This window comes from Streptomyces sp. NPDC101178 (assembly GCF_044767965.1).
Taxonomy (GTDB): domain Bacteria; phylum Actinomycetota; class Actinomycetes; order Streptomycetales; family Streptomycetaceae; genus Streptomyces.
In genome coordinates this window covers 821,473-837,370 of record NZ_JBIWOZ010000003.1, presented here as the reverse complement: position 1 = coordinate 837,370, position 15,898 = coordinate 821,473, and the positions used below count along the sequence as shown (strand labels likewise).

The window sequence follows — 15,898 nt, the reverse complement described above, 5'->3', positions numbered from 1 at the left end:
CGCCATCTCCTAGCACGGGTAGTAGGCCTGTTTCGGCCTGTGCGCCTTGTCACCGCCGGTGGGACCTAAGTCCGTCCGATTCGGGACCTTCGGCCCGCTCCATCACTACGCTGACGGGAAAGCGGATCCGCGCCCCGGGGGGACCAGCATGACGGCCGAGAACACCCATGACTTCGACGGCATCGAGCTCGCCGATGCCGTCGAATCCATCCGCAACCAGCTGGTGGAGGCGGCCGCACGGGCCACGGGCCGCCCGCTCGCCTTCGCGGTCGGGGACATCCAGATGGAGTTCACGCTCGAACTCCGCAAGGAGGCGAAGGCGGGCGGCAAGGTGAAGGCGTGGGTGGTCGAGGCGGGCGCGGACGCGTCGCGTTCCACGGGCCGCACGCACAAGGTCGCCTTCACGCTGAGCCCGCGGAACGCGGTGACCGGGGAGGCGTGGGCGATCGGGACGGAGGACGACGGGTCGACGGCGGGGTTCGGGGACGGTGACGGGGCGGGTCGGCCATGAGCGTCATGACCACCTACCCCGGCGACCGTACGGTGGCTGTCTTCGGCTCCCTCCAGGGCAGCGGAGTCCTGCTCACCGACCGGCTGATCCTGACCTGCGCCCATGTGGTCGGGGCAGGGCCCGCCGTGGTCGCCCACCCCGCCCACCAGGACCGCGTGCCGGCCGCCGTCGCCTGGATCGACGACCGGCTGGACGTGGCGCTGCTGGAGGCCGCCGGACCGGTGCGGCGGGTCGCCCCCGTCCGGCTCGGCATGGTGGACACCACCGAGGCGATCCCGGGGTGCGACATCACCGGTTTCCCGCGCGTACAGCGGTACGGGCCGGACCGGCGGCTGGAGGTGGACCAGTACACGACGACGGTCCTGCCCATGGCGGGCCGCGTGCGTGACCTGCTGGTCTGCGAGCTGGACGGCCCGCCCGCCACCGGCCCTGACGACGAGCCGCCGGCCCTGTCCGGACTGTCCGGCGGCCCGGTCTTCGCCGGGGACATCCTCCTGGGCATCGTCCGCCAGGTCCCACAGCGGCGGGAGGGCCGCCGGGTGGAGTGCGTACCGCTCGGCCCGGTCGTCGCAGCGGAGCCCTTCGTGCAGGCCTACCGCAGGACCGGCACCCTGCTGCGGGCGGAACGCGTCCACGGCCACTTCCCGAGGGACCTGCGGTACGAGGCGGAGTACGCGCAGGCGCTCGGCGTCGCGTACCGCCGTACGAAGGTCTTCGGCCTCGACGAGCTGAGCCGGCACGACTCCGCATGGGACCTGGACACGGCCTACCTCAGCCTGGAGGCCCAGGCACAGGACCGGTCCGCACCAGCCCCGCCCCTCCCCCAGCGCATCGACACCCTCCTCACCGACCGCCCCCGGGTCCTGCTGCGCGGCGAGGCGGGCGCGGGCAAGACGACGCTGCTGTGGTGGCTGGCCGCCCACGCCTCGGCCCGCACCCTGGACGACGACCTGGCCCCGCTGAACGGCCTGGTCCCCTTCGTGGTGCCGCTGCGCACCCTGCGGGCTCGTGGTGGTACGTTCCCGGGCCCGGCGGAGCTGACGAGCGCGGCAGGCCTGGTGGTCGACGCGGCCCCGGAGGGATGGGCCGGCCGGATCCTGGAGTCCGGGCGGGCCCTGCTGCTGGTGGACGGGCTGGACGAGGTGCCGCGGGAGGACCGGGAGCAGGCGCACGCGTGGCTGTCGCAGCTCCTGGCCCGCTACCCGGAGACCCGGTGCGTGGCGACCGTACGACCGCTGGCCGTGGAACCGGACTGGCTGCGCTCCGAGGGCTTCGCGGAGCTACGGCTGCTGCCGATGCGGAACGAGGACATCCAGGCGTTCGTGGCCTCCTGGCACCGGGCGGCCCGGGTCTCCGAAGACGACGACGCCGAACGCCTGGACGAACTGGAACGCGACCTCTCCCGCCAGTTCGACCAGAATCCCACGCTCCGTGACCTGGCCCGTGCGCCTCTGCTCTGCGCGGTGATCTGCGCCCTGCACCGCCGCCGCGACGGCTTCCTGCCGGAGACTCGCTGGCAGCTGTACCGCTCGGCCCTGGAGATGCTCCTCGGCCAGCGCGACCGCCGCCGCCGGATCGGCGACCCGGAGGGCATCAACCTGAGCGTCGAGGAGCACGCCCAGCTCCTCCAGCGCATCGCGGTCTGGCTGGTCCGCGAGGGACAGTCGGAGTTCACGCGGGAGCAGGCGCTGCGCCAGCTCGGCCGGGCGCTGGCGGGGATGGAGCGGGTGAGCGCCCAGGGCCTGCCCGAGAGGATCCTCACGCACCTGCTCAACCGCAGCGGCCTGCTCCAGGAACGCTCCGACGACACCTACCAGTTCATCCACCGCACCTTCCAGGACTACCTGGCGGCCAAGGAGTTCGTCGAGGACGACCATCTCAACGAACTGCTGCGCCACGCGGGGGAGGAGACCTGGCAGGACGTGATCCTGCTGGCGGCGGGGCACTGCGGGCGGCGGGAACTGACCCTGCTCGTACGGGGTCTGCTCGACGCGGGTCTGCGGCATGGGGACCAGTCGGCGGCGCGTACCACCGTCCACGTGCTGGCCGCCCTGTGCGCCCAGCACGCGACCTGGCTGGACGATGCGGTACGGGCGGGCGTCCGGGAGAGTACGGCGGCGCTCTTCCCGCCGGTCAGCGACGACCAGGTGACTGCCCTGGCCCGGCTCGGGCCGGCGGCGCTGGCCTTTCTGCCCGATCCGCGCACGACGCCCGGGACCGGGCCGGAAGCCCGGCTTGTGGCCACCCTGATCACCGGCATCGGGGGAGCCTCCGCGATCCCCCACGCCCGCGCCTGGGCGCTGGCGCGCCCGGAGCTGGGCAGATTCTTCGCGGAAGCGTGGGAACGCTTTCCGCCCGAGGCATACACCGCCCAGGTACTGACGCACTGCGACCTCCGGCGCGCGGTCCTCACGGTGAGCGACCGGCAGCAGTTGAGGGCGCTGCGTCACCTTCCGTATGTTCCGGCACTGTCCCTGCGCCTGGATCTGACCGATGCGGAGATCGGTGCGGCCCTGACGGGCATCCGGATCGACAGGCTGCTCCTGAGTAGGGCCGAACCGCTCGCCGGGCTCTCGTTCCTGAGTGCCTTCGCGGACTCCCTGTCGTTACTGAGCCTCGGATGGTGCCCGGCACTCCGGGACTTCACGCCTCTCGCCGGGCTCCACCAGCTCAGAACCCTGTTTCTGAACACGCCGGATGCGTCCCCTGCCGACCTGGCTCCGCTGGCCGATCTGCCCGCCCTGTCCTATCTCGTGCTGCGGCGCCTTGAGGCGGACCGGTTGAGCGAGATAGCGGCCAACCCTGGTGTCACCGAGCTGGCGGTGCTCAATGGGCGTCCACTGGCCCTGGACGGGCTCGGTGCCTGGAAGTCGCTCAGGGAGCTGGAGGTCAGGGAACTCGCCGCGTTCGACGATGCCCTCGACGCGCTGCGGGAGCATTCCCGGATCACCGCGCTCCGCCTCCCCGCCTTCCCCTGGGCACACCGGCCAACCCGTGCGGTGTCCGTACCCTCCGTGGAGAAGCTGTTCGTAACGGCCCCTGACCACGCCGGTGACCTCGGGATGCTGCGACCGCTCTTCCCCGGGGTCACCCAACTCGACCTGGGCGCCTCCGGCCTGCGCCCACTGGATCTCACGCCGCTGCACTCCTGGCCGGACCTGCGGGTGCGGGTCACGGGGTTGCCCCGGCAGCGTCTGATCGGGGCGGAGGAGCTGGGCGACCGGCTCGACGCACCTCCCGGCTGAAGCACGCGAAAAAGGGGCTGCCCCGGACCCGGCCGTGAAGCCGATTCCGGGGCAGCCCCTTCAATGACGCCCTATACGGGTGTCACGCGTCCTTCGTCAGGTTCGGGCCGGCGCCGCCTGCCGCCTGCTCGATCGGGGGGACGTCGGGCAGGGCCGACTTCTCCTCGCCGCGGAAGGTGAACGTCTTGTCGTCACCCTCGCCCTCGGTGCCCACGACCACGATGTGACCGGGGCGCAGCTCGCCGAAGAGGATCTTCTCGGAGAGGACGTCCTCGATCTGCCGCTGGATCGTCCGGCGCAGCGGCCGGGCGCCCATCACGGGGTCGTAGCCCTTCTTCGCCAGGAGCGACTTGGCCTCGGAGCTGAGCTCGATACCCATGTCGCGGTCCTTGAGCCGCTCGTCGACCTTGGCGAGCATGAGGTCGACGATCTGGATGATGTCTTCCTCGGTCAGCTGGTGGAAGACCACCGTGTCGTCGACACGGTTGAGGAATTCCGGCCGGAAGTGCTGCTTGAGCTCTTCGTTGACCTTGACCTTCATGCGCTCGTAGTTGGTCTTCACGTCGCCCTGGGCGGCGAAGCCCAGGTTGAAGCCCTTGGAGATGTCCCGGGTCCCGAGGTTGGTCGTCATGATGATGACCGTGTTCTTGAAGTCCACGACCCGGCCCTGGGAGTCGGTCAGGCGACCGTCCTCCAGGATCTGGAGCAGGGAATTGAAGATATCGGGGTGGGCCTTCTCGACCTCGTCGAAGAGAACGACGGAGAACGGCTTGCGGCGCACCTTCTCGGTGAGCTGGCCACCCTCCTCGTACCCCACGTAACCGGGAGGCGAGCCGAAGAGGCGGGAAACCGTGTGCTTCTCGCTGAACTCCGACATGTCGAGGGAGATCAGCGCGTCCTCGTCGCCGAAGAGGAATTCGGCGAGCGTCTTGGAGAGCTCCGTCTTACCGACACCGGACGGGCCGGCGAAGATGAACGAGCCACCGGGGCGCTTCGGGTCCTTCAGGCCGGCTCGCGTACGGCGGATCGCCTGCGAGAGGGCCTTGATGGCGTCCTTCTGGCCGATGACGCGCTTGTGGAGCTCGTCCTCCATGCGCAGCAGACGGGAGGACTCCTCCTCCGTCAGCTTGAAGACCGGGATGCCGGTGGCCGTGGCCAGGACTTCGGCGATCAGCTCGCCGTCGACCTCGGCGACGACGTCCATGTCGCCGGCCTTCCACTCCTTCTCCCGCTTGGCCTTCGCCGCCAGCAGCTGCTTCTCCTTGTCGCGGAGGGAGGCTGCCTTCTCGAAGTCCTGGGAGTCGATGGCCGACTCCTTGTCGCGGCGGACACCCGCGATCTTCTCGTCGAACTCGCGGAGGTCCGGCGGCGCGGTCATCCGGCGGATGCGCATCCGGGAGCCGGCCTCGTCGATCAGGTCGATCGCCTTGTCCGGCAGGAAGCGGTCCGAGATGTACCGGTCGGCCAGGGTCGCGGCCTGGACGAGGGCCTCGTCCGTGATGGAGACCCGGTGGTGGGCCTCGTAACGGTCGCGCAGACCCTTCAGGATCTCGATGGTGTGCGGCAGCGACGGCTCCGCGACCTGGATCGGCTGGAAGCGGCGCTCAAGAGCGGCGTCCTTCTCCAGGTGCTTGCGGTACTCGTCGAGCGTGGTGGCACCGATGGTCTGGAGCTCACCGCGGGCCAGCATCGGCTTCAGGATCGAAGCCGCGTCGATGGCGCCCTCGGCGGCACCCGCTCCGACGAGCGTGTGGAGCTCGTCGATGAACAGGATGATGTCGCCGCGGGTGCGGATCTCCTTGAGGACCTTCTTCAGGCGCTCCTCGAAGTCACCCCGGTACCGCGAACCGGCGACCAGGGCGCCGAGGTCCAGGGTGTAGAGGTGCTTGTCCTTGAGGGTCTCGGGCACCTCGCCCTTGACGATGGCCTGGGCCAGGCCCTCGACGACCGCCGTCTTGCCGACGCCGGGCTCGCCGATGAGGACCGGGTTGTTCTTGGTCCGGCGGGACAGCACCTGCATGACCCGCTCGATCTCCTTCTCGCGCCCGATGACCGGGTCGAGCTTGGATTCACGAGCGGCCTGGGTGAGGTTCCGGCCGAACTGGTCGAGCACCAGGGAGGTGGAGGGCGTGCCCTCCGCGGGGCCGCCGGCGGCCGCCGTCTCCTTGCCGCCCGAGTAGCCCGAAAGCAGCTGGATGACCTGCTGCCGGACCCGGTTCAGGTCGGCGCCCAGCTTCACGAGGACCTGGGCGGCGACGCCCTCGCCCTCGCGGATCAGGCCGAGCAGGATGTGCTCGGTGCCGATGTAGTTGTGGCCCAGCTGAAGGGCCTCGCGGAGCGACAGCTCCAGGACCTTCTTGGCTCGCGGGGTGAAGGGGATGTGGCCGGACGGAGCCTGCTGGCCCTGCCCGATGATCTCCTCCACCTGCTGGCGGACCGCCTCGAGCGAAATCCCGAGGCTCTCCAGGGCCTTAGCGGCGACACCCTCACCCTCATGGATCAGGCCCAGGAGGATGTGCTCGGTGCCGATGTAGTTGTGGTTGAGCATCCGGGCTTCTTCCTGAGCCAGGACGACAACCCGCCGCGCGCGGTCGGTGAACCTCTCGAACATCGTTAATCGCTCCTCAGAGCGGTCGGTCAGTGAGGGGTCGGTCCCCTCCCAGTCCTTCCGCATGCTAGTCCCGCAGGACGGGACAGCTCATTCCAACTGCCGACATCCGTCCGGATCACCCCGCACCGGGCGGGGATTCTTACTGCCGAACAGCTGACAACTGCTCCAACCCGATGGTGCGAGACGATGTTCCCGCAGGCCAGGCAGATACCCCTTTCGCCAGTACGCCGATGGCGAACGTGAGACGCCTCGGCCAGCGTGTCGCCCCTTCCCACTAGGGAAAGTCTTACCCGCAATCACTGACAGTCCATGCGGCGCGCCCCGGTTCCCTCCGCTACGGGCGAACAACCTTGCGCTCCGACACGCTCCTGCGCGCCCCCGGGACCCGGACCCCACGTGATCGTCCGGGAACCCTGCGTAACTTCGCCGTCGGTTCAGCGGTTCATCGGACATGGCCTTCACCGTTCCGCCGCCCCGACCTTCATCCGGCACCGGTCCGGATCCCGTCGGTCCCGGTCCCGTCGGTCCCGGCCCCGTCGCGCTCACCCGGTGGTACGAGGAGGGGCTCGGCTGGGCGACCGAGGGGCACGATCCCGTGCGGCTGGTCACCGGGGTCCGCTTCGACGTGCTGGAGCTTCCCGCCGAGGCCGGTCACGCCCTGCTGCGCCGCCCCGTGCGGACCGGGCCGGTACTGCTGAGCGGCGTACGGATGGGGCTGCTGGTCGCCGCGGGCGGCGCCGACGAGCTGCCGGGGCTGCTCGACTGGCTGGAGTGGGGCCCGATCGCGCCGGATCTGACCGCCGTGGGGGCCGGGGGCCGGGTCACAGCTCCGTCACCCCGGGGTGGTGCGGGCTCGCCGGGGGCCGCCGTGTGGCTGCGGCCCCCCGAGCCGGGGCTTGCGCCCGGGCCGGCGCTGCCCGCTCTCGCGGGCTTCGGGAGCAGCGGTGAGGATGCCCCCGATCTCGTGCGACTGGTGGACGCCGCGGCGACGGAATGCCATCGGGTCCGGTTGTCGCGTGCCCGGGCCGGCCTGCGTAAGGGCAGTCCGGCAGATCAGCCGTTGGCCTTCTCGTAAGCCTCACGGATCTCGGCGGGAACGCGGCCGCGGTCATTCACATTGTGGCCGTTCTCCCGCGCCCACCGGCGGATTTCCGCGGTGTCCTTGTTGCCACCGGCCACGGCACGGCCCTTGCCGCGGCCCGTCGCTCCACGGCCACCGGTGCGGCGACCGCCCTTGGTGTAGGGCTCGAGAAGACCGCGAAGCTTGTCCGCATTGGCCGTGGTGAGGTCGATCTCGTACGTCTTGCCGTCGAGCGCGAACGTCACGGTCTCGTCCGCCTCGACACCGTCGAGGTCATCGACAAGAAGGACCTGAACCTTCTGTGCCACGGGATTTCCTTTCATCGAAAATGGAGTACGCGGAAAGGAAACCGCTTTTCTCGGGAAAACACAAACCCCCGGGAGAGGTTCGGGAGCGCGAGAACACGGGAAACGTACGCGATTCGGACATAGGGATGCCGGGATGATGCCGCGGCTTGAGCGCATCATCCGCGCATCACAGGTGCAGAAGCATCCGGCTGTTGCCCAAGGTGTTCGGCTTCACTCGTTCGAGACCGAGGAACTCGGCGACGCCCTCGTCGTACGAACGCAGCAGCTCACTGTAGACATCCGTGTCGACCGGAGTCTCTCCGATCTCGACGAACCCGTGCTTCGCGAAGAAGTCGACTTCGAAGGTGAGGCAGAAAACCTTGCGGACCCCGAGCCAGCGGGCCGTCTGCAGAAGCTTCTCCAGTACGTGATGCCCCACCCCGGCCCCCTTGATGCGGGGGTCGACGGCGAGTGTCCGGACTTCCGCGAGGTCTTCCCACATGACATGGAGAGCGCCGCAGCCGATGACCCGGGCATCCTCGTCGCGTTCCGCGACCCAGAACTCCTGGATGTCCTCGTAAAGGGTGACGGTCGCTTTGTCGAGCAGGATGCCGCCGGAGACGTAGCCGTCGAGGAGCCCGCGTACGGATGGCACATCACTCGTCCTGGCCCGGCGGACGGTGATGGCGGGTCTATTTACCGACGGGTCGGTATGAAAGTCGGTATCCGGTTCGGTATCCGGTTCGGTTTGCGGCTGCTCTGAGGACATGGGCCGACGCTATCGCCCGCCCTCGGACTCCGTGTCATCGACCGGGTCAGCGCCTTCGGCGTTCGCGGCGGCCGGTTCCGGCGGGTTGTCCCCCGGATTGCCCGCAGGCGTGTCCGCCGCACCGGGGGAAACCATGCGGACCGCGTCCTGAAGTGCTTCGCGCTGCTCCGGCGACATCATGCCGAAGAACGCCACCAGTGCGGCGGCCGGGTTGTCACTCTGCGACCAGGCTTCGTTCATCAGTGCGGCCGAGTAGGCGGCCCTGGTGGACACGGCCGTATATCGATATGCCCGGCCGTCCACTTCCCTGCGGACCCAGCCCTTCTGATGGAGATTGTCCATTACCGTCATCACCGTCGTGTAGGCGATGGACCGTTCCTGCTGGAGGTCCTCGAGGACTTCCCGCACGGTGACCGGACGGTTCCCTTGCCAGACGCGCGTCATCACGGCGTCTTCCAGCTCTCCCAATTGACGGGGCACGGGCTCACTTTAGTGCCACATGTCCCGAATGGCTGGTTATTCACAGAGCCAAAAGAGCGCACGGCTCTCATGAGCCGTGCGCTCCGGGGATGCGAGGAACGGACCGTGCGGTCAGGCATTCTCCGGACGAGCGGTCTGCTTCACGGATTCCGCGCGGGCGATCGCCGCGTCCACGGCGTCATCCTCCTTGGCCTTGTTCGGACCGCCCTGGCTCTTGACGATCGTCACGACCAGGCCGATGAAGAAGATGGCCATCACCACGGGGGGCACGAGCGCGGATACGTAGTCCATGCCGTCCAGAGTAGCGAGCCCGGTACAACGGATTGCGGCGGCCTCCCGGTGGAGGCCGCCGCAATCCGTCGCATGTGAGCCCGGTCAGCCGGCGGCGCGCTCCTCCTCCGCCGGTGGCGGCGACGGGCGGCGGCGCGGGAAGACCTCGGACGGCTTGGGCGCCGGGCGCGACCCCGGAGCCGGCGAGCGGCCGGGGGCGGGGGCGGGGGCGGCCGGGGCCTTCGGGCGGTCCGGCTCCCGGTCGGCGGCCCGGCCGCCGGGCAGCGCGAGCAGCCTGGAGCGCGGGCCGGGGGCCGACGCGGCGGCGGAGCGGCCGGCGAGCCGGGCCCGTACGGAGCGCTCGGCGAGGATCTGACAGCGCTCCAGAAGCGCCGCCGCGAGCGGCTTACCGCGCAGCGCGCGCAGGGCCGCCAGATCGTCCGGGCGGGGGTCGTAACCGGCCGCCAGGGCGTCCTGGAGCAGCTCCAGGTAGCCAATGACGGAGCCGGGGAGGGCGGCGCGGTAGCGGGCGAGGTCGGCGAGGAGGAACGCTCGCAGCCGGCCCGCCTCCCCGACCGCCTCGTCCACGGAGCCCGCGAGCCGCAGGCAGTCCTGGACATCCTCGTCGGACAGGGGCATGGGGTGGAGGGCGATGGCGAGGGCACGTCGGAGCACCCGCAGCTCGTCCGCGCTGAACGCCATGCCGCCTCGTGAACCGTAGGGCGTGGGCATAGCGCGACAATACGTGCTAAATGGACAAAATCCGTTTAACTGGTCGTCGGTGGCGCGGCGTCCGCGAACGGTGCCACGGGCCGTCGCCCACCGCCGTTCCCGCAGGTACGCCGCGCCTGCGCGGCCGGATCCCTACGACCGGGACACGTTCCGCTCGTACACCAGGCGCAGCCCGATCAGCGTGAGCCACGGCTCGTGCTCGTCGATGGCGGAGGACTCGCCCAACACCATCGGAGCAAGGCCGCCGGTCGCGATGACCGTGACGTCGTCCGGGTCGGCGGTCAGCTCCTTCTTCATCCGGGCCACCACCCCGTCGACCTGGCCCGCGAAGCCGTAGACGATGCCGGACTGCATGGCCTCGACGGTGTTCTTGCCGATCACGCTGCGCGGCCGGGCCAGCTCGATCTTGCGGAGCTGGGCGCCCTTGACGCCGAGCGCCTCGACGGAGATCTCGATGCCGGGGGCGATCACCCCGCCCGCGTACTCCCCGCGTGCGGAGACCGCGTCGAAGGTGGTGGCGGTGCCGAAGTCGACGACGATCGCCGGGCCCCCGTACAGCTCGACGGCGGCGACCGCGTTGATGATGCGGTCCGCGCCGACCTCCTTGGGGTTGTCCATCAGGACCGGGACGCCGGTCTTGACGCCGGGCTCGACGAGGACGGCGGGCACGTCGCCGTAGTAGCGGCGGGTGACCTCGCGCAGCTCGTGCAGGACGGACGGGACGGTCGCGCAGATCGCGATGCCCTCGATGCCGTCGCCGAGCTCCATGCCGAGCAGCGGGTGCATGCCCATCAGGCCCTGGAGGAGGACGGCCAGCTCGTCGGCGGTGCGGCGGGCGTCGGTGGAGATCCGCCAGTGCTCGACGATCTCCTCGCCGTCGAAGAGTCCGAGGACCGTGTGCGTGTTGCCGACGTCGATGGTGAGCAGCATCAGGCGTCGGCCCCGTCGGTGAGGGAGGCGTCGCGGAAGTCCAGGCCGATGTCGAGGATCGGCGAGGAGTGGGTGAGCGCGCCGACGGCCAGGTAGTCGACGCCGGCGTCCGCGTAGGCGCGGGCCGAGTCGAGCGTGAGGCGGCCGGAGGACTCCAGGATCGCGCGGCCGGCGACCAGGGCCACCGCCTCGGCGGTCTCCGCCGGGGTGAAGTTGTCCAGCAGGATCAGGTCGGCGCCCGCGTCCAGCACCTCGCGGACCTGCGCCAGCGTGTCGACCTCCACCTCGATGGGCAGGTCGGGGAACTCGGCGCGGACCCGCTTGAACGCCTCCGCCACCCCGCCCGCGGCGATGACGTGGTTGTCCTTGACCAGGGCCGCGTCGGAGAGCGACATCCGGTGGTTGACGCCGCCGCCGCACCGTACGGCGTACTTCTCCAGGGCGCGCAGGCCCGCCGTCGTCTTGCGGGTGTCGCGGACCTGGGCCTTGGAGCCCTCCAGCACGTCCGCCCAGGCACGGGTGGCGGTGGCGATGCCGGAGAGGCGGCAGAGCAGGTTGAGCGCGCTGCGCTCGCCGGTCAGCAGGTCGCGGGTGCGGGTGGTGACGGTGAGCAGCTTCTGGCCGGGGGCGACGCGCTCGCCGTCCTCGACGTGCCGCTCGACCTCGAACTCCTCGGTGCAGACGATCGACAGGACCGCCTCGGCGACCCGCAGCCCGGCCACGACCCCCGCCTCGCGCGCGGTGAAGTCACCGGTGATCACGGCGTCCTCGGGGACGGTCGCCACGGTCGTGACGTCCACCCCGCCGTCCAGGTCCTCCTCGATCGCCACATGGGCGACGTCCTCGACCTGGACGGGGTCGAGACCCGCCTCGGCGAGGAGCAGGGCGAGCGCGGGGTCGAGCCCGCACTCCAGGGCGTCGGGGTCGAAGCCGTCACCGCAGCCGCAGTCGTCGCCACAGCCCCCGGAGGACGCGGCGGGTGCGGGCGCGCCGACCCGGATCAGCGGTACGTCCACCGGTGTGGGGCGCGGATTCTCTTCGGGCGTGGACACGGTTGCGGCTCCTCGGGGGCGTGGCGGGTGGTGCGGTGCTTCTCTGTTCGGGTGCGGCCGCTGTTCGGGGGCGGCCGCTGTCGCTGTGCGGGTGCGGCTCGCGCCGCTGCTCCCAGCAGTCTGGTCAATCCGCCGCGCGTACGGGTGGGAATGCGGCGGTCTCCGTACGGTGGACGACCGGTGTGCGGTCGGCGGCGATCCGGACGACCAAATGGCGGCGCCAGTGCGCGTCGTCGCGGTCGGGCCGGTCCTCGCGCCAGTGGCAGCCGCGGGTCTCCTCGCGCTCCCGGGCGGCGGCGACCAGGACCCGCGAGACCAGCAGCAGGTTGGTGACCTCCCAGCTGTCGACGCCGGGGACCGCGTCCTTGGGGTCGGCGGCGTCCGCGTCGGCGGCGGCGCTGCGGTGCAGGGCGTCCAGCTCCTCGGCGGCGGCGGCCAGGGATCCGGCGGAGCGGAGGACTCCGGCGCCCCGGGTCATGACGCGCTGGATCGCCGTACGGGTCTCGGGGGCGAGCAGCGGGACGGGGGCGTCGCCGCCCTCGCTCGCGGCCTCCGCCGGTTCGGTGCGCGGAGGGCGGGTCTCCGCGATGTCGGCGGCGATGCGCTCGGCGAAGACCAGGCCCTCCAGGAGCGAGTTCGACGCCAGCCGGTTGGCGCCGTGCACTCCGGTGCAGGCGACCTCGCCACAGGCGTACAGGCCGGGGACGGTCGTGCGGCCGCGCAGGTCGGTGCGGATGCCGCCGGAGGCGTAGTGCGCGGCCGGAGCGACCGGGATCGGCTCGGTGACCGGGTCGATGCCGTGGGCGCGGCAGGCGGCCAGGATGGTCGGGAAGCGCTGCTCCCACATCCGTGCGCCGAAGTGCCGGGCGTCCAGATACATGTGCTCGGTGCCGTGCTCGTGCATCTGGCGGGTGATGGCCTTGGCGACGATGTCGCGGGGGGCCAGCTCGGCCAGCTCGTGCTGCCCGAGCATGAAGCGGGTGCCGGTCGCGTCGACGAGGTGGGCACCTTCGCCGCGTACCGCCTCGGAGACCAGCGGCTGCTGGCCCTCGGAGTCGGCGCCGAGGAAGAGGACGGTCGGGTGGAACTGGACGAACTCCAGGTCGGAGACCTCCGCCCCGGCCCGCAGCGCCAGCGCCACGCCGTCGCCGGTGGAGACCGACGGGTTGGTGGTGGCGGAGAAGACCTGGCCCATGCCGCCGGTCGCGAGGACGACCGAAGGGGCCCGGACCGCGCCGACGCCGTCGTGCTGGCCCTCGCCCATGACGTGCAGCGAGACCCCTGCCGTACGGCCTTCGGCGTCGGTGAGCAGGTCCAGGACGAGCGCGTTCTCGATGGTGTGCAGGGCGGCCGAGCGGACCGCCTCGACCAGGGCCCGGGAGATCTCCGCGCCGGTCGCGTCGCCGCCGGCGTGGGCGATGCGGCGGCGGTGGTGGCCGCCTTCACGGGTCAGCGCTATGTCGCCGCTGTCGGTGGTGTCGAACGTGGCGCCGGTGGTGATCAGGCGTCGTACGGCGTCGGGGCCCTCGGTGACCAGGGTCCGCACGGCCTCCTCGTCGCACAGGCCCGCGCCCGCGACCAGGGTGTCGTCCAGGTGCTGTTCGGGGGTGTCGCCCTCGCCGAGCGCGGCGGCGATGCCGCCCTGGGCCCAGCGGGTCGAACCGTCGTCGAGCCGGGCCTTCGTGACGACCACGGTGTCCAGGCCTGCCGCCGCGCAGCGCAGCGCGGTGGTGAGACCGGCGACTCCGGAGCCGACCACCACGACGTCCGCGTCGATGGCCCAGCCGGGGGCGGGGGCGGTCAGCCGTATTCCGGTCACGTCAGGGCTCCGAAGGTGAGGGGGATGTTGTCGATGAGGCGGGTCTCCCCGACCCGGGCGGCGACGGCGAGGACCGCCTCCCCGCTCTCGCGGTCGTCGGGGATCTCGGTGAAGTCCGCCGGGTCGACCAGGGCCAGGTAGTCCAGGACGAGCGGGTGCCGGTCCCGGGCGGCGGCCTCGTCCAGGATCGCGCGCGCGGCGGCCCGGACGGCGGCGGGCGCTCCGTTCGGCCGGGCCAGCGCCACGGCCTGGGCGTCCGCGGCGGCCCGGGCCTCGCCGAGCCGGTTGAGCCCGGCGGCCCGGTCACCGCCGGGTGCGGTGGCCTTGGCGCGCTCGTGCAGGGCCTGCTGGGCGGCGAGTCGGTCCTGCGCCGCGAACAGGGCCCGGGACAGGGCGAGGGCGGTGTGCCGCTCCTGCGGGGACAGGAACCGGTTGCGGCTGGAGAGCGCGAGGCCGTCGAGGTCGCGGACGGTGGGGACGCCGGTGATCCGGACGCCGAAGTTCAGGTCGCGGACCATGCGGGCGATCAGGGCGAGCTGCTGGGCGTCCTTCTGGCCGTAGAACGCCTCGTCGGGGCGGGTGAGGTGGAGGAGCTTGGCGACGACGGTGAGCATGCCGTCGAAGTGACCGGGGCGGGCCGCGCCTTCGAGGCGCTCGCCCATGGGGCCGGCGGTGATCCGGACCTGGGGTTCGCCGCCCGGATAGACCTCGTCCACGCCGGGGGCGAAGACCGCGTCGGCCCCCGCCGCCGCGGCGGTCTCCAGGTCGGCGTCCAGGGTGCGCGGGTAGCGGTCCAGGTCGGCGGCCTCGCCGAACTGGAGCGGGTTCACGAAGACCGTGACCACGACCTGGCCGTCCGGGCCCGCCGCTTCGCGGGCCGCGCGGATCAGGGTGGCGTGGCCGTCGTGCAGCGCCCCCATCGTCATGACGACGGCCCGCTCGGCCCCGGCGGGGCGGGGCAGCGCGTCGAGCTCGGCGGCGGTGCGGAGGAGGGCGGGGGCGGGGGCTGTCGTGCCGGTGTCTTCCGTGCGGCTGCTGGTGGTCATCGGGTCTCCCCCGGTCCGGTGGAGCCCGGGCGGCTTTCCTGGTCGGCCAGGGCGACGAGGAGGTCCTCCGCCAGCTCCGGCTTGAGCAGGCCGTGGGCGAGCGCCCGGTCGGCCGTGGCGCGGGCCATCGCGAGGTAGCCGCCGACCATCTGCGGGGCGTGCGCGCGCAGTTCGCCGACGTGCGCGGCGACCGTGCCCGCGTCGCCCCGGGCCACCGGGCCGGTCAGCGCCGCGTCGCCGGAGCGCAGCGCGTTGTCCAGGGCGGCGCCCAGCAGCGGGCCGAGCATCCGGTCCGGGGCGGTGACCCCGGCCTTGGCCAGCAGCTCCATCGACTCGGCGACCAGGGTGACCAGGTGGTTCGCGCCGAGAGCCAGGGCCGCGTGGTAGAGCGGGCGGGACTCCTCGGCGATCCACTCCGGCTCGCCGCCCATCTCGATGACCAGCGCCTCGGCGGCCAGCCGCAGCTCCTCGGGGGCGGTGACCCCGAACGAGCAGCCCGCGAGCCGCTGGACGTCGACGGAGGAGCCGGTGAACGTCATCGCCGGGTGCAGCGCGAGCGGCAGGGCCCCGGCCCGCAGCGCGGGGTCCAGGACCCGGGCTCCGTACCGCCCGGAGGTGTGGACGAGGAGCTGTCCCGGCCGTACGGCACCGGTCTCGGCGAGGCCCTCGACCAGGCGCGGGAGCGCGTCGTCCGGGACGGTCAGCAGGACCAGCTCGGCGCGGGCGAGGACCTCGGCGGGCGTCACCACGGGGACGTCGGGGAGCAGGGCGGCCGCGCGGCGCCGGGAGGCGTCGGAGACACCGGAGACGGCCACCGGGCGGTGGCCGGCGAGCTGGAGCGCGGCGGCGAGTGCGGGGCCGACGCGGCCCGCTCCCACGACGCCGACGGTGAGGCGGGCGGGGCGGTCCCTCGCGTCGAGGGGTTCCTTCGGAACTGTCGTATTCACGCGGCGATGGCCTTCCGTTCCAGTCCGCGGGGGGTACCGGACGATTTCTCTGCATGCTACGCCAGCGTTTCGGCGATCCCCGCCCGCCGCCCACAGCCTGTGGATAACTCTGCGGAAC

The 15,898-nt window shown here is 71.7% G+C and carries 14 protein-coding genes; 3 read left to right on the top strand and 11 right to left on the bottom strand.

Annotation, left to right across the window (positions count from 1 at the left end):
• Positions 1 to 148: 148 nt before the first annotated feature.
• Positions 149 to 511, top strand: a complete 363-nt coding sequence (locus tag ACIRR8_RS12280; RefSeq protein WP_404062459.1) for a trypco2 family protein — start codon at positions 149 to 151, stop codon at positions 509 to 511.
• Complete coding sequence (locus ACIRR8_RS12275; protein ID WP_404062457.1) at positions 508 to 3,756, top strand: NACHT domain-containing protein; 3,249 nt, start codon at positions 508 to 510, stop codon at positions 3,754 to 3,756. Before ACIRR8_RS12280 ends, ACIRR8_RS12275 begins: the two co-directional genes overlap by 4 nt.
• An 82-nt stretch (positions 3,757 to 3,838) precedes the next feature.
• Here the strand turns inward: ACIRR8_RS12275 and ACIRR8_RS12270 are convergent, their stop codons facing one another.
• Entirely contained in the window at positions 3,839 to 6,367 is a 2,529-nt protein-coding gene (locus tag ACIRR8_RS12270; protein WP_404062454.1) for an ATP-dependent Clp protease ATP-binding subunit, read from the bottom strand.
• Positions 6,368 to 6,818: 451 nt separating this feature from the next.
• Between ACIRR8_RS12270 and ACIRR8_RS12265 the strand changes: the two genes are divergently transcribed.
• Positions 6,819 to 7,442, top strand: coding sequence for an SCO3374 family protein (locus ACIRR8_RS12265; RefSeq protein WP_404062451.1), 624 nt, complete (start codon positions 6,819 to 6,821; stop codon positions 7,440 to 7,442).
• On the opposite strand, the gene ACIRR8_RS12260 is transcribed toward ACIRR8_RS12265, so the two are convergent.
• From ACIRR8_RS12260 to ACIRR8_RS12215, 10 genes are all read right to left on the bottom strand, one after another.
• Entirely contained in the window at positions 7,421 to 7,756 is a 336-nt protein-coding gene (locus ACIRR8_RS12260; RefSeq protein WP_356754364.1) for an Lsr2 family protein, read from the bottom strand. The genes ACIRR8_RS12265 and ACIRR8_RS12260 overlap by 22 nt on opposite strands.
• Before the next feature lie 166 nt (positions 7,757 to 7,922).
• Positions 7,923 to 8,504 (bottom strand): amino-acid N-acetyltransferase, encoded by a 582-nt coding sequence (locus tag ACIRR8_RS12255; protein ID WP_404062447.1) that lies wholly within the window; start codon positions 8,502 to 8,504, stop codon positions 7,923 to 7,925.
• A 9-nt stretch (positions 8,505 to 8,513) separates the two neighbouring features.
• Positions 8,514 to 8,984: a BlaI/MecI/CopY family transcriptional regulator gene (locus ACIRR8_RS12250; protein WP_404062444.1), complete on the bottom strand. Its 471-nt coding sequence runs from the start codon at positions 8,982 to 8,984 to the stop codon at positions 8,514 to 8,516.
• 111 nt (positions 8,985 to 9,095) lie between these two features.
• Positions 9,096 to 9,275, bottom strand: a complete 180-nt coding sequence (locus ACIRR8_RS12245) for a hypothetical protein (RefSeq protein ID WP_015609335.1) — start codon at positions 9,273 to 9,275, stop codon at positions 9,096 to 9,098.
• Between the two features lie 84 nt (positions 9,276 to 9,359).
• Positions 9,360 to 9,956, bottom strand: coding sequence for a hypothetical protein (locus ACIRR8_RS12240; protein ID WP_404062606.1), 597 nt, complete (start codon positions 9,954 to 9,956; stop codon positions 9,360 to 9,362).
• Positions 9,957 to 10,118: 162 nt separating this feature from the next.
• Positions 10,119 to 10,916, bottom strand: a complete 798-nt coding sequence (locus ACIRR8_RS12235) for a type III pantothenate kinase (RefSeq protein WP_404062441.1) — start codon at positions 10,914 to 10,916, stop codon at positions 10,119 to 10,121.
• A complete protein-coding gene (nadC, locus tag ACIRR8_RS12230) occupies positions 10,916 to 11,968 on the bottom strand; it encodes a carboxylating nicotinate-nucleotide diphosphorylase (protein WP_404062438.1) in 1,053 nt (350 codons plus the stop codon). Before nadC ends, ACIRR8_RS12235 begins: the two co-directional genes overlap by 1 nt.
• Positions 11,969 to 12,092: 124 nt before the next feature.
• Positions 12,093 to 13,787: an L-aspartate oxidase gene (locus ACIRR8_RS12225; protein ID WP_404062435.1), complete on the bottom strand. Its 1,695-nt coding sequence runs from the start codon at positions 13,785 to 13,787 to the stop codon at positions 12,093 to 12,095.
• Positions 13,784 to 14,833, bottom strand: a complete 1,050-nt coding sequence (gene panC, locus ACIRR8_RS12220; RefSeq protein WP_404062433.1) for a pantoate--beta-alanine ligase — start codon at positions 14,831 to 14,833, stop codon at positions 13,784 to 13,786. Before panC ends, ACIRR8_RS12225 begins: the two co-directional genes overlap by 4 nt.
• The gene (locus tag ACIRR8_RS12215) at positions 14,830 to 15,780 is read right to left on the bottom strand and encodes a Rossmann-like and DUF2520 domain-containing protein (RefSeq protein WP_018514330.1); all 951 of its coding nucleotides are present in this window, start codon (positions 15,778 to 15,780) and stop codon (positions 14,830 to 14,832) included. The genes panC and ACIRR8_RS12215 overlap by 4 nt, the downstream gene beginning before the upstream one ends.
• Between the last annotated feature and the right edge of the window lie 118 nt (positions 15,781 to 15,898).